Origin of the sequence: Stenotrophomonas maltophilia R551-3, from assembly GCF_000020665.1 — a bacterium.
GTDB classification, from domain to species: domain Bacteria; phylum Pseudomonadota; class Gammaproteobacteria; order Xanthomonadales; family Xanthomonadaceae; genus Stenotrophomonas; species Stenotrophomonas maltophilia_L.
Genome location: NC_011071.1, coordinates 1967447 through 1979509 on the forward strand (window position 1 = coordinate 1967447; position 12063 = coordinate 1979509).

13 protein-coding genes are annotated in these 12063 nt (G+C 68.2%); all 13 read left to right on the plus strand.

The window, feature by feature from the left end:
• Positions 1-15: 15 nt before the first annotated feature.
• Complete coding sequence (gene hisG, locus SMAL_RS09000; RefSeq protein ID WP_012510883.1) at positions 16-927, plus strand: ATP phosphoribosyltransferase; 912 nt, start codon at positions 16-18, stop codon at positions 925-927.
• Positions 924-2219: a histidinol dehydrogenase gene (hisD, locus tag SMAL_RS09005; protein WP_006363219.1), complete on the plus strand. Its 1296-nt coding sequence runs from the start codon at positions 924-926 to the stop codon at positions 2217-2219. The genes hisG and hisD overlap by 4 nt, the downstream gene beginning before the upstream one ends.
• A complete protein-coding gene (hisC, locus tag SMAL_RS09010) occupies positions 2216-3310 on the plus strand; it encodes a histidinol-phosphate transaminase (RefSeq protein WP_012510884.1) in 1095 nt (364 codons plus the stop codon). The genes hisD and hisC overlap by 4 nt, the downstream gene beginning before the upstream one ends.
• Positions 3307-4380, plus strand: coding sequence for a bifunctional histidinol-phosphatase/imidazoleglycerol-phosphate dehydratase HisB (hisB, locus tag SMAL_RS09015; RefSeq protein WP_006363222.1), 1074 nt, complete (start codon positions 3307-3309; stop codon positions 4378-4380). The genes hisC and hisB overlap by 4 nt, the downstream gene beginning before the upstream one ends.
• Positions 4377-4979: an imidazole glycerol phosphate synthase subunit HisH gene (gene hisH, locus SMAL_RS09020; RefSeq protein WP_012510885.1), complete on the plus strand. Its 603-nt coding sequence runs from the start codon at positions 4377-4379 to the stop codon at positions 4977-4979. Before hisB ends, hisH begins: the two co-directional genes overlap by 4 nt.
• The gene (hisA, locus tag SMAL_RS09025) at positions 4976-5710 is read left to right on the plus strand and encodes a 1-(5-phosphoribosyl)-5-[(5-phosphoribosylamino)methylideneamino]imidazole-4-carboxamide isomerase (protein WP_012510886.1); all 735 of its coding nucleotides are present in this window, start codon (positions 4976-4978) and stop codon (positions 5708-5710) included. The genes hisH and hisA overlap by 4 nt, the downstream gene beginning before the upstream one ends.
• Positions 5704-6480 carry an imidazole glycerol phosphate synthase subunit HisF gene (hisF, locus tag SMAL_RS09030; protein WP_012510887.1) on the plus strand — a complete coding sequence of 259 codons (777 nt, stop codon included), beginning with the start codon at positions 5704-5706 and terminating at the stop codon, positions 6478-6480. The genes hisA and hisF overlap by 7 nt, the downstream gene beginning before the upstream one ends.
• On the plus strand, positions 6470-7090 hold the full coding sequence (gene hisIE, locus SMAL_RS09035) for a bifunctional phosphoribosyl-AMP cyclohydrolase/phosphoribosyl-ATP diphosphatase HisIE (RefSeq protein ID WP_012510888.1): 621 nt from the start codon (positions 6470-6472) through the stop codon (positions 7088-7090). The genes hisF and hisIE overlap by 11 nt, the downstream gene beginning before the upstream one ends.
• Positions 7091-7246: 156 nt before the next feature.
• Positions 7247-8836 carry a calcineurin-like phosphoesterase C-terminal domain-containing protein gene (locus SMAL_RS09040; RefSeq protein ID WP_012510889.1) on the plus strand — a complete coding sequence of 530 codons (1590 nt, stop codon included), beginning with the start codon at positions 7247-7249 and terminating at the stop codon, positions 8834-8836.
• Between the two features lie 36 nt (positions 8837-8872).
• Positions 8873-9157, plus strand: coding sequence for a hypothetical protein (locus SMAL_RS09045; protein WP_005409434.1), 285 nt, complete (start codon positions 8873-8875; stop codon positions 9155-9157).
• An 84-nt stretch (positions 9158-9241) separates the two neighbouring features.
• Entirely contained in the window at positions 9242-10264 is a 1023-nt protein-coding gene (locus SMAL_RS09050) for a glucokinase (protein ID WP_012510890.1), read from the plus strand.
• Positions 10265-10315: 51 nt separating this feature from the next.
• The gene (locus SMAL_RS09055) at positions 10316-11314 is read left to right on the plus strand and encodes a glycosylasparaginase (RefSeq protein ID WP_012510891.1); all 999 of its coding nucleotides are present in this window, start codon (positions 10316-10318) and stop codon (positions 11312-11314) included.
• Positions 11311-12042, plus strand: coding sequence for a copper homeostasis protein CutC (locus SMAL_RS09060; protein ID WP_012510892.1), 732 nt, complete (start codon positions 11311-11313; stop codon positions 12040-12042). Before SMAL_RS09055 ends, SMAL_RS09060 begins: the two co-directional genes overlap by 4 nt.
• Positions 12043-12063: the final 21 nt, after the last annotated feature.

Here is a 12063-nt window from a genome sequence, read left to right on the forward strand (position 1 = left end):
TTCGAGACCTCCCCCATGAGTGCAACCCAGGCAGCGCCGGCACGTGACCGGTTGCGTATCGCCATCCAGAAGAGTGGCCGGCTGGCCGAACCCGCCCGCAACCTGCTCAGCGCCTGCGGCCTGAGCTGGCGCGAGAGCCGCGACAAGCTGTTCTGCTACGGCGAATCGCTGCCGGTGGACCTGCTGCTGGTGCGCGACGACGACATTCCCGGCCTGATTGCCGATGGCGTCTGCGACCTCGGCATCGTCGGCCGCAATGAGCTGGACGAACAGGCCGCCGCGCGCCGCCAGATCGGCCTGCCGGATGCCTACCAGGCGTTGCGCGGGCTAGGCTTCGGCCAGTGCCGGCTGATGCTGGCGGTGCCCGAGGAATGGCAGTGGCAAGGCCCGGCCCAGCTGGCCGGCACCCGCATCGCCACCAGCTACCCGGCCATCCTCAAGCAGTGGCTGGCGGAGCAGGGCGTGGACGCGCAGGTAGTCGAACTGTCTGGCTCGGTCGAGATCGCACCGCGTCTGGGCACTGCGGATCTGATCTGCGACCTGGTCTCCAGCGGTGCCACGCTGCGTGCGAACCAGTTGGCACCGGTGCACAACCTGCTGGACAGCGAAGCAGTACTGGCCGGCGCGGTGCGCGCGCCGGACGATGCCCGTGGCGCGCTGCGCAGCATGCTGCTGCGCCGTCTTGATGGCGTGGTGCAGCGCCAGGACCGCAAGCTGCTGATGTTCCGCGCCAGCGAAGACCGTGTCGATGCATTGGCACAGTTGCTGGTCGATGCCGAACCGCTGGTGCGTTTGCCGGCCGATGGCGGCGCACTACGTCTGCAGACCATGTGCCCTGGCCCGTTGAGCTGGCAGCGCATGGAAGAGCTGGAGCGCGCGGGTGCGCAGGGCCTGATGGTGCTGAGTGTGGAGCGATCGCTGGCATGAACCGTCTGATATGGTCCCGACTTGATGAGGCCGCGCGCAGCGCGGCACTGACCCGCCCGGTGCAGACCGTCGCGCAGCAGACCCGTGACGCCGTGGCTGCGCTGATTGCACAGGTGCGTGCACAGGGCGACGATGCGCTACGTGCAATCACCGCGCGCTTCGATGGTGTCGAGCTGGCCTCGTTCGAAGTTTCCGAAGCCGAATTCGCCGCTGCCGACGCAGCGGTGCCGGCCGAATTGCGGCAGGCGATGGTCGAAGCCGCAGAACGCATCGCGCGCTTCCACGCCGCCGGTATGGGCAAAGGCTATGCGGTGGAAACCGCACCGGGCGTGGTCTGCGAACGCATGCTGCGCCCGATCGGCCGGGTGGGTCTGTACGTACCGGCCGGCAGTGCGCCGCTGCCGTCCACCGCGTTGATGCTGGGCGTACCGGCACAGCTGGCCGGCTGCCCGCAGGTGGTGCTGTGCACGCCGCCGCGCGCCGACGGCAGTGCCGATCCTGCAGTGCTGGTGGCCGCGCGCCTGACCGGAGTGCAGCGCGTGTTCAAGCTGGGCGGCGCGCAGGCAATCGCGGCGATGGCCTACGGCACCGCCAGCATTCCGGCCTGTGACAAGCTGTTCGGACCGGGCAACAGCTTCGTTACCGAGGCCAAGCAGCAGATTGCACAGGACGGCGCGGCGGCCATCGACATGCCGGCCGGTCCGTCGGAAGTGCTGGTCATTGCCGACGCCGGTGCCAATCCCGCTTTCGTGGCGGCCGACTTGCTGTCGCAGGCCGAGCACGGCCCGGATTCGCAGGTCCTGCTGTTGACCGACGACGCGGCGATGCTGGCCGCAGTGGAAGCCGAAGTGGAGCGCCAGGTCGCCTTGCTGCCGCGCCAGCAGATCGCACGTCAGGCGCTGTCTGCGTCGCGCCTGATCCAGGTCGATGCGCTGCCTGAAGCCTTCGCCATCAGCAACCGTTATGCACCCGAGCACCTGATCCTGGCCCTGCGTGAACCGCGCGACTGGCTCGGCCAGGTGCAGGCCGCCGGCTCAGTCTTCCTTGGCGATTACACCCCCGAAGCGCTGGGCGACTACTGCAGCGGCACCAACCACGTGCTGCCGACGGCCGGTGCCGCGCGCGCCTACAGCGGCGTCAGCGTGGCCAGCTTCCAGAACTTGATCAGCGTGCAGAGCGCCAGCGCTGCCGGCCTGGCGGCGATTGGCGGCTGCGCGCGCATCATCGCCAGCGCCGAAGGCCTGGATGCGCATGAGCGTGCGGTTGCGCTTCGCATGGAGGCGGCGGCATGAACGCGGATATCGATGATGTGCTGGCGCTGGTGCGCCCCGATCTGCAGGCCTTTGCCGGCTACAGTTCGGCGCGCAGCGCGGCGGTGCAGGGCGAGGTCTGGTTGAATGCCAACGAATCGGCCTGGGCCAATCCGGCTGATGCGGCGGGCAACAGCCGGCGCTATCCGGAACCGCAGCCGTTGGCATTGCGCGAGGGCCTGGCGGCGCTGTACGGCGTGACGCCGCCGCAGCTGCTGATCGGTCGTGGCAGCGACGAAGCCATTGATCTGCTGGTGCGTGCCCTGTGCGTGCCGGGCCGCGATGGCGTGCTGGTCACGCCGCCGGTATTTGGCATGTACGCGGTCTGCGCGCGCCTGCAGGGCGCCGCACTGATTGAAGTGCCCCTGGTGGATACCGAAGACGGCCTGCGTGCCGATCTGGATGCTGTGATCGATACGGCAAAGTCGCGCAACGCCAAGCTGGTGTTCCTGTGCGCACCGTCCAACCCGGCCGGCAGTGACATCGCCCTGGACGAGATCGAGCGCGTGGCCACTGCTCTGCGTGGGCAGGCGCTGGTGGTGGTGGACGAGGCCTATGTCGAGTATGCGCAGCGCCCGTCAGCGGCCACGCTGCTGGCCGCGCATGCCAACCTGGCGGTGCTGCGCACGCTGTCGAAGGCGCACGCACTCGCGGCCGCCCGCATTGGCAGCCTGATCGCTGCTCCGGAGCTGATTGCCGTGCTGCGCCGCTGCCAGGCGCCGTACCCGGTGCCGACCCCGTGCGCGGAGCTGGCCGTGCAGGCACTGCAGCCGGCCGGGCTGGCACGCACCGCCGAGCGCGTAGCGACGGTCATCGCCGAGCGCGAACGCCTGTTCGCGGCGTTGCCGGGCCTGCCCGGCGTTCGTCGCGTGTACCGCTCGGCCGGCAACTACCTGCTGGTCCGCTTCGCCGATGCCCAGGCCGCGTTCGATACGCTGCTGGCTGCTGGTGTGGTGGTGCGCGATCAGCGCGCCGCGCCGCAGCTGGGTGATGCGCTGCGCATCAGTATCGGCAGCCCCGAAGAGAATGACCGCGTGCTTGCGGCCCTGTCGGCGCGGAGGGCCGCAGCATGACCCCGATCCTGTTCATCGACCGCGACGGCACCCTCATAGAGGAGCCTTCCGATTTCCAGATCGACGCCTACGAGAAGCTGCGCTTCGTGCCGCAGGTGATCCCGGCGCTGCTGAAGCTGCGGGATGCCGGCTACCAGTTCGTGATCGTCACCAACCAGGATGGCCTCGGCAGCGACAGCTACCCGCGCGCCAGCTTCGATGGCCCCAACGAGCTGATGCTGCAGATCTTCGAGAGCCAGGGCATCACCTTCCGTGACGTGCTGATCGACTGCAGTTGGCCGCAGGACAACGCGCCGACCCGCAAACCGGGCATCGGCCTGATGACCGCCTACCTGCAGGACCGCAGCATCGACTGGGCGCGCTCGGGCATGGTCGGCGACCGCATCACCGACCTGCAGTTTGCCGAGAACCTCAACATCCGCGGTTTCCAGCTGCGCACCGAGCAGTTCGGTGGCGAGTGGGACTGGCCGGGCATCGCCCACGCGCTGGCCGATGCGCCGCGCATCGCGGTGGTCCAGCGCGATACCAAGGAAACGAAGATCCGCGTCGAACTGGACCTGGATCGGGCCGGTGATGCACGCATCGACACCGGGCTGCCGTTCTTCGACCACATGCTGGAGCAGATCGGCAAGCATGGTGGCTTCGCGCTGGACATCCAGGCCGAGGGCGACCTGCACATCGACGAGCACCACACCATCGAGGACACCGGGCTTGCACTCGGCCAGGCACTGCGTGAGGCGCTTGGCGACAAGCGCGGCATCGGCCGCTACGGTTTCACCCTGCCGATGGATGAGACCCTGGCCAGTGCCGCGCTGGACTTCAGTGGCCGCCCCTATTTCGTGTTCGAGGGCGAGTTCAAGCGCGAGCGCGTGGGCGACATGCCGACCGAGCTGGTACCGCACTTCTTCCGTTCGCTGTGCGACGCCAGCGGCCTGAACCTCAACCTGCAGGTGCGCGGCGACAACGACCACCACAAGGTCGAGGCCTGCTTCAAGGCACTGGCGCGGGCATTGCGCCCGGCGTTGGCCCGCCAGGGCACGGCGCTTCCCACCACCAAGGGGGCACTGTGAGCGACGTCGCGCTGATCGATGCCGGTGGTGCCAACCTGGGCTCGGTGCGCTATGCATTGGAGCGCCTGGGTGCAACGGTGCGGCTGGTGCGCGACGCCGACAGTCTGGTTGGCGCGCAGCGGGTGATCCTGCCCGGCGTCGGCGCTGCCGGTCCCGGCATGCAGCGCCTGCATGCGCAGGGTCTGGTGGAACCATTGCAGCGGCTGGAAGTGCCGTTGATGGGCATCTGTCTGGGCATGCAGCTGCTGTTCGAGCGCTCCGAAGAGGCCGGCGTAGAAGCGCTGGGACTGATTCCCGGCGTGGTGCGCAAGCTGGTACCGGCCTGTGGCATCCGCGTGCCGCACATGGGCTGGAACCGGTTGCTGCCATTGCGCGGATCGCTGCTGCTGCAGGGCGTGCCGGAGCGCGCCAGCGCCTATTTCGTGCACAGCTATGCGGCACCACTCAACGCCCACACGGTAGCCGCCTGCGATCACGGCGGCCTGTTCACCGCGGTGGTGGAGCAGGGGCGCTACTTCGGCGCGCAGTTCCATCCCGAGCGCTCCGGCGATACCGGTTCGTTGATGCTGCGCAATTTCCTCGAGGGCACTGCTGCATGAGTTTCATCGTCTACCCCGCGCTGGATATCCGCGATGGCCGCGTGGTGCGGCTGCGCCAGGGCGACTACGCGCAGGAAACCTCCTATGGCGACGATCCGCTGCCGCGCACGCAGGCCTTTGCCGCGCAGGGCGCGCAGTGGATGCACCTGGTCGACCTGGATGCCGCGCGCGCCGGGGGCTACACGCTGGCACCGCTGCTGTCGTCGATCCGCGCGCAGACCACGCTGCAGGTGCAGACCGGTGGCGGCGTGCGTGGCCGTGACGATGTGGCGCGCATCCTCGATGCCGGCGCTGGCCGTGTGGTGGTCGGCTCACTGGCGGTGCGTCGTCCGGATGAAGTGGTCGGCTGGCTGGAGGAGTTCGGCGCCGAGCGCATCACCATCGCGCTGGATGCCCGTCAGGACGCGCAGGGCCAATGGCAATTGCCGGTGCATGGCTGGACCGAGAACGCCGACGTGACCCTGGATGATCTGGCCCGGCGCTATGCGCGTGCGGGTATGCGCCACCTGTTGTGCACCGACATTGCCCGCGACGGCATGCTGGCTGGGCCCAACATCAGCCTCTACCAGCACCTGTCGGCGCTGCTGCCGGGCGTGGCGGTGCAGGCCTCCGGTGGCATCCGTGACGTGGCCGATGTGGCCGAGGCGCGTGCCGCCGGCTGCGGTGGCGCGATCCTCGGCAAGGCACTGCTGGAGCAGCGCATGGACCTGGCGGAGGCGCTGGCATGTTGAGCCGTCGCATCATTCCCTGCCTGGACGTGCGCGACGGCCGCGTGGTCAAGGGTGTGCGCTTCCGCGACCACGTCGACATGGGCGACATCGCCGAGTTGGCGCAGCGCTATCGCGACCAGGGGGCGGACGAGTTGGTGTTCTATGACATCGGCGCCAGCCCCGAGGCGCGTTCGGTCGACGTGGCGTGGATCGAGCGCATCGCACGGCTGATCGACATTCCGTTCTGCGTGGCCGGTGGCATCGACAGCGTGGAAACCGCGCGCCGTGTGCTGTTCGCCGGTGCCGACAAGGTGTCGATCAATTCGCCGGCGCTGGGCCGCCCGGAACTGATCACCGAGTTGGCAGACGAGTTCGGCGTGCAGTGCGTGGTGGTCGGTGTCGATTCGGTGCGCGAGGCTGATGGCCAGTGGCGGGTGCGTCGTTTCAGTGGCGACCCGGACAAGACCCAGGCGGTGCCGCTGCGCACGCTGGACTGGATCGTCGACGCACAACGGCGTGGCGCAGGCGAGATCGTGCTGAACTGCATGGACAGCGATGGCGTACGCCGTGGCTACGATGTCGTGCAGCTGCAGCAGGCGCGGGCCCTGTGCCAGGTGCCGCTGATAGCTTCCGGTGGCGCCGGTGCGATGGAACACTTCGCCGAGGCCTTCGACCAGGCCGACGTCGACGGTGCGCTGGCGGCCAGTGTGTTCCACAGCGGCGCCATCGCCATTCCGGAATTGAAGCGCTACCTGCGCGGGCAGCAGATCGAGGTGCGGGATGTCTATTGAAGTGAAGCCATCACTGGATGTACTGCAGGCGCTGGACTGGGGCAAGGGCGAAGGTCTGTTGCCGGCGGTGGTGCAGGATGCCGACACCCTGCAGGTGTTGATGCTGGGCTATGTCAGTGCCGAGTCGCTGGCGGCCACGCTGGCCATCGGTCACATGACCTTCTTCAGCCGCAGCAAGCAGCGGTTGTGGACCAAGGGCGAGCAGTCCGGCAACGTGCTGGTGGTGCAGTCGATCAGTGTCGACTGCGATGCCGACACGTTGCTGGTGATGGCACGCCCGGCGGGGCCAACCTGCCACACCGGCGCCGAGAGCTGTTTCGACCAGGCGCCGAAGGACTTCCTGGGTGGGTTGGGCCAGCTGGTGGCGGTGCGCGAGGCGCAGCGCCCGCCAGGCAGCTACACCACCAGTCTGTTCGAGGGCGGCATCCGCCGCATCGCGCAGAAGGTGGGCGAGGAGGGCGTGGAGACCGCCTTGGCGGCGGTGGCGCAGGATGACGAGGCGCTGCTGGGTGAGGCTTCGGACCTGCTGTACCACCTGCTGGTGCTGCTGCGCGCGCGCGGTTTGTCGCTGGATGATGCGCGGGCGGTACTGGAAAAACGCCATCGTTGAGCTGCGGTAGTGCCGGCCGCTGGCCGGCAACCACCAGATGCCCGACGATCATGAGGTTGCCGGCCAGCGGCCGGCACTACCGGCAATGCGCCACCGCGTGCGCGATGTCATCAACGGAATCTACAATAGGCGGTCTTCTTTTTCCCCGGACCGCCCATGAAACTGCCTGCCGCCTGGCTGTGCTGCCTGTTGTTGACCTCGCCGGCCTGGGCCGCGGACACCGTGGTCAGCGGCAAGGTCTACCTGGAGCGCGACGGCAAACCCGGGCGCGGTGCGACCGATCCGGGCCTGGCCGGGGTGCAGGTCTCCAACGGCGAAGCCATCGTCAAGACCGCCGCCGATGGCAGCTACAGCCTGCCACTGCGCGACGGCCAGACCGTATTTGTGATCAAGCCCGATGCCTACACCTTCCCGAAGGCCACCGACGGCCTACCGTCGTTCTGGCGCCACTACCGCCCGAACGGTTCGCCGGCGCTGAAGTACGGCGGCATCGCCGCCACCAGTGACGTCACCCGCAACTGGGATTTCGCCCTGCAGTCGGACCGCCATGACAGCCGCCGTGGTTTCCAGATGCTGGTGTTCACCGATTCGCAGACCGCCAGCCTGAAGGACATCGGCTACTACCAGCAGTCGATCGTGGCACCGCTGATCGGCCAGACCAGGGCGCGCATGGGCACCACCCTGGGTGACATCGTCAACGACGACCTGGCCCTGTACCCGGCGATCAACAAGGTCACCACCGAGCTCGGCGTGCCGTGGTTCCACGTGCCGGGCAACCATGACCTCGATTTCGATGCGGCCAGCGATGAGCATTCGCTGGACAGCTGGCGCAACATCTACGGCCCGGACACCTACGCGGTGGAAGAGGGTGGCGCCAGTTTCGTGTTCCTGGACGACGTGGTCTACGACCCCAAGGCCAAGCCGAAGTACATCGGCGGCCTGCGCGAGGATCAGTTCGCCTTCCTTGCCAGTTACCTGAAGGGCCTGCACAAGGACCGCCTGCTGGTGCTGGGCATGCACATCCCGTTGTTCGACGCCGCGCCGGGGCGCGAGACCTTCCGCCACGGTGACCGCCAGCGCCTGTTCGACCTGCTGAAGGACTTCCGCAACGTGCTGGTGCTCAGCGGCCACAGCCACACCCAGCAGCACGTCTACCACGGCAAGGCCGAGGGCTGGAACGGCGACAAGCCGCTGCACGAATACAACGTCGGTGCCAACTGCGGTGCGTTCTGGTCGGGCGTGAAGAATGCCGCCGGCGTGCCGGACAGCACCATGAGCGATGGCACGCCGAAGGGTTATGCGCTGCTCGACGTGGCTGGCAATGGCAGCTACAAGCTGCAGTACCGCGTGGCCGGCCAACCGGCCAGTGAGCAGATCGGCCTGCATGCCCCCAAGGTGCTGCGCCAGGGCGCCTACCCGGCGTGGGGTGTCTACGCCAATGTCTACATGGGTGAGGATGCCAGCGTGGTCGAGTACCGCGTGGATGGCGGCGCCTGGCAGCCGATGAAGCAGGTCAGCCAGCCCGATCCGCGTCTGATGGTGGAGAACGTGGCCGACGATCTTGCAAACAACCTGCGTGGCTACGATCGCTCGCCGGAGGCCACCGCATCGCCGCACCTGTGGCGCGGCGCGTTGCCGACCGATCTGGCGGTGGGCAGCCACAAGATTGAAGTGCGTTCGACCCAGCCCGACGGCGCGGTGTTCACCGCCACCACCAGCTACAGCCTGCAGACTGCCCAGCCCTGATCCAGGGCGCTGCTGCCCAACGCGAAAGGACCCCGCATGGATATCCGCTTCATGGCCGGCACCACGCCGGTGACCCTCAGCCGCCACTGGTTCACCGGTGCGATGCTGCTGCAGAGCGCCACCGAGAAGGTCTGGGTGCAGCACCCGCTGCATCCGGGCACCCACTTCTCGTTCTCGCTGGTACAGTCGTGGCTGCGTCACATCGCCGGCCACGAAGTGCTGGTCGAGCGCACCCGGCCGCTGCTGTTTGCCGGCTTCCGCCCGCAGCGGCTGCGCGTGCTGGTGGATGGTGTGCAGGTGGCCGAACAGGAAGGCATGTAGGCCAACCTGAACCATCGGCGTGCTAGGCAAAGCCGCCCCGATGCCTGAGAATCGGGGCGATTCAATCGATCCAAGCAGGCCAGCGTGACCATCGCAGCAGCGTCCCCGGTTTCCACCGACTCCGCCCGCGGCGGTCTTCCGCGCAGTCTCGTTGTCGCCGATGTCGGCGGCACCTTCGCCCGTCTGGCCTTGGCTGAGACCCAACCCGGCCAGGCGCCGCTGCTGGGCAGCCATCGCACCTATGCCTGCGCCGAGCACCCCAGCCTGGCCGCGATCCTGGCCGATTTCACCGCTGGTCTCGGCCAGCCGGTGCAGACCGCAGTGGTGGCCATCGCCGGTCTGCTCGATGGCGATGTGCTGATCAATGCCAACCTGCCGTGGACGGTCTCGCTGTCGACCACGCGCGAACAGTCTGGGCTGCGCGAACTGCAGCTGATCAATGATTTCGAGGCGGTGGCGCTGGCCATCCCGTACCTGCAGCCGGAAACCCTGGTGCCGCTGAACGGCGATGCTGATCCGGCGCAGGCGTTCCCGGCACTGGTGCTGGGCGCCGGTACCGGCCTGGGCGCCGCACTGCGCTTCGCCGATGGCGAGCGGCCGGTGCTGGCCAGCGAGATCGGCCATGCCGCGCTCGGTGCAGGCAACGCGCTGGAACTGCAGGTGTTGGGCAAGCTGCTGCAGCGCTGGGCGCACGTGGACAACGAGCGCGTGCTGTCCGGTAGTGGCCTGATGAACCTGTACCCGTGCCTGTGCGAGCTGCGCGGTGCCACCCCGGTGTGGACCAGCACCGAAGCACTGATCGGTGCCGCCCGCAGCGGTGAGGACGCTCTTGCTGTGGAAACGTTGCAGGTGTTCTGTGCCTGGCTGGGCAGCCTGGCCGGCGACGCGGCGATCGCCGTCGGCGCGCGCTCGGTGTATCTGGCCGGGGGCATTTCCGCGCATGTGCAGGATTTCCTGGCCGATGGCCGCTTCCGTGAGCGATTCCTCAACAAGGGTGTGCTGACCGAGGTGCTGCGCCAGGTACCGGTGTGGCGGGTGGAGCACGGCCAGCTGGGCGTGCTCGGTGCAGCGGTCTGGCACGCCGCACGGCAGCCCACGCACGACTGATCGGCAGGGCCGGCATCGGGCCGGCCATGCATTGCAGACTGGGAGGGGAAGATGGTGGATCGCAGGCAGTTCCTGCAGGCCGGTGCACTGGCCGCAGGCATGGCGGCATTGCCGGGCGTGCAGGCACGCACGCAGGGTGGGGCCAAGGTGGTTTCGACCTGGGACTTCGGCGTACCGGCCAACCAGGCCGCATGGAAGGTACTGGCGCAGGGCGGCAGCGCGCTGGATGCGGTCGAAGCGGGCGCACGCTGGGCCGAGAGCGAGTTGTGCAACCCCACCGTCGGCCATTGCGGCAATCCGGATCGCGACGGCGTGCTGAGCTTGGACGCGAGCATCATGGACGGCGATGGCCGTTGTGGTGCAGTGGCCGCGCTGGTCGACATCCTGCATCCGGTGTCGGTGGCCCGCAAAGTGATGGAGAACAGCCCGCACGTGCTGCTGGTGGGCGAGGGCGCGCAGCAGTTCGCGGTGCAGCAGGGTTTCGAGCGCAAGCACCTGCTGACGCCGCAGGCTGAAGCCGCCTGGCACGAGTGGCTGAAGACCGAGAAGTACCAGCCGCAGATCAATGCCGAGCGCCGCGGTATTCCCGGCAACAGCGACAACCACGACACCATCGGCATGCTGGCACTGGATGCCAAGGGCCACCTGGCCGGTGCCTGCACCACCAGCGGCATGGCCTGGAAACTGCATGGCCGCGTCGGCGACAGCCCGATCATCGGTGCCGGCCTGTACGTCGACAACGACGTGGGTGCAGCCACTGCCTCGGGCGTGGGCGAGGAGATGATCCGCAATGCCGCCTCGTTCCTGGTGGTCGAGCTGATGCGCCAGGGGCGCTCGCCGGCGCAGGCCTGCCGTGAAGCAATTGACCGCGTGGTGCGCAAGCGCCCCGAAGCGAGCAAGACACTGCAGGTCTGCTTCCTGGCCATGAACAAGCAGGGTGAGGTGGGCGCTTACGCGCTGCATCGCGGTTTTGTCTACGCCGTGTGCGATGCGCAGCGCCAGGATGACCTGCGTGATTCGCCGTCGATCTACACGAGCACCCAGACGTGAGCACGCGGCTTGCTCTGGAAATCGCCAGCAACTCGCTGGCCTCTGCGCTGGCCGCCCAGGCCGGCGGCGCCGACCGCATCGAGCTGTTCGACAAGCTGGCCGAGGGCGGTACCACGCCGTCGTTCGCCAGTATCGCGATCGCCCGCGAACGCCTGTCGATTCCGCTCTTCGTGCTGGTGCGGCCACGCCCGGGCGACTTCCACTACGACGCGCTGGAAACCGAACTGATGCTGCGTGACATCGCACAGTGCCGCGCGCTCGGCTGCGATGGCGTGGTGATCGGTGCGCTGGACGTGCAGGGCGGCATCGACGTGCCGTTGTGCCGTGAACTGGTGCAGGCTGCCGGGCCGCTGCAGGTGACCTTCCATCGCGCCTTCGATGCTGCCCGCGATCTGCCCGCCGCGCTGGAGCAGGTGATCGGGCTGGGTTGCCAGCGCGTGCTGACCTCGGGCGGCCAGGTCAGCGCCGAGGCCGGTGCCGATGTGCTGGCGGGTCTGGTCACACAAGCGGCGGGGCGCATCAGTGTGATGGCCGGCGCGGGGCTGGGCCCGGCCAATATCGCCGCCGTGGCACGACGGAGCGGCTGTACTGAACTGCACGCCTCGGCCAAGGGCCTGCGCCGCTCGGCAATGCAGTTCCAGAACCCGGCCTTGCGAGGGCTGGACCCGGACTGGAGCCAGACCGCCACCGCGACCGTAGCCGCGCTGCGGCAGGCGATGGACAGCTGAGGGCTGCCCGGGGTCGGATCC

Excerpts from the sequence above, each read along its gene's own strand:
- SMAL_RS09040 (WP_012510889.1), top strand. The coding sequence starts at position 7,247 with ATGAAACTGCCTGCCGCCTGGCTGTGCTGCCTGTTGTTGACCTCGCCG.
- SMAL_RS09055 (WP_012510891.1), top strand. The coding sequence starts at position 10,316 with ATGGTGGATCGCAGGCAGTTCCTGCAGGCCGGTGCACTGGCCGCAGGC.
- hisC (WP_012510884.1), top strand. The coding sequence starts at position 2,216 with ATGAACGCGGATATCGATGATGTGCTGGCGCTGGTGCGCCCCGATCTG.
- hisD (WP_006363219.1), top strand. The coding sequence starts at position 924 with ATGAACCGTCTGATATGGTCCCGACTTGATGAGGCCGCGCGCAGCGCG.
- SMAL_RS09045 (WP_005409434.1), top strand. The coding sequence starts at position 8,873 with ATGGATATCCGCTTCATGGCCGGCACCACGCCGGTGACCCTCAGCCGC.
- hisIE (WP_012510888.1), top strand. The coding sequence starts at position 6,470 with ATGTCTATTGAAGTGAAGCCATCACTGGATGTACTGCAGGCGCTGGAC.
- hisF (WP_012510887.1), top strand. The coding sequence starts at position 5,704 with ATGTTGAGCCGTCGCATCATTCCCTGCCTGGACGTGCGCGACGGCCGC.
- hisG (WP_012510883.1), top strand. The coding sequence starts at position 16 with ATGAGTGCAACCCAGGCAGCGCCGGCACGTGACCGGTTGCGTATCGCC.
- hisA (WP_012510886.1), top strand. The coding sequence starts at position 4,976 with ATGAGTTTCATCGTCTACCCCGCGCTGGATATCCGCGATGGCCGCGTG.
- hisB (WP_006363222.1), top strand. The coding sequence starts at position 3,307 with ATGACCCCGATCCTGTTCATCGACCGCGACGGCACCCTCATAGAGGAG.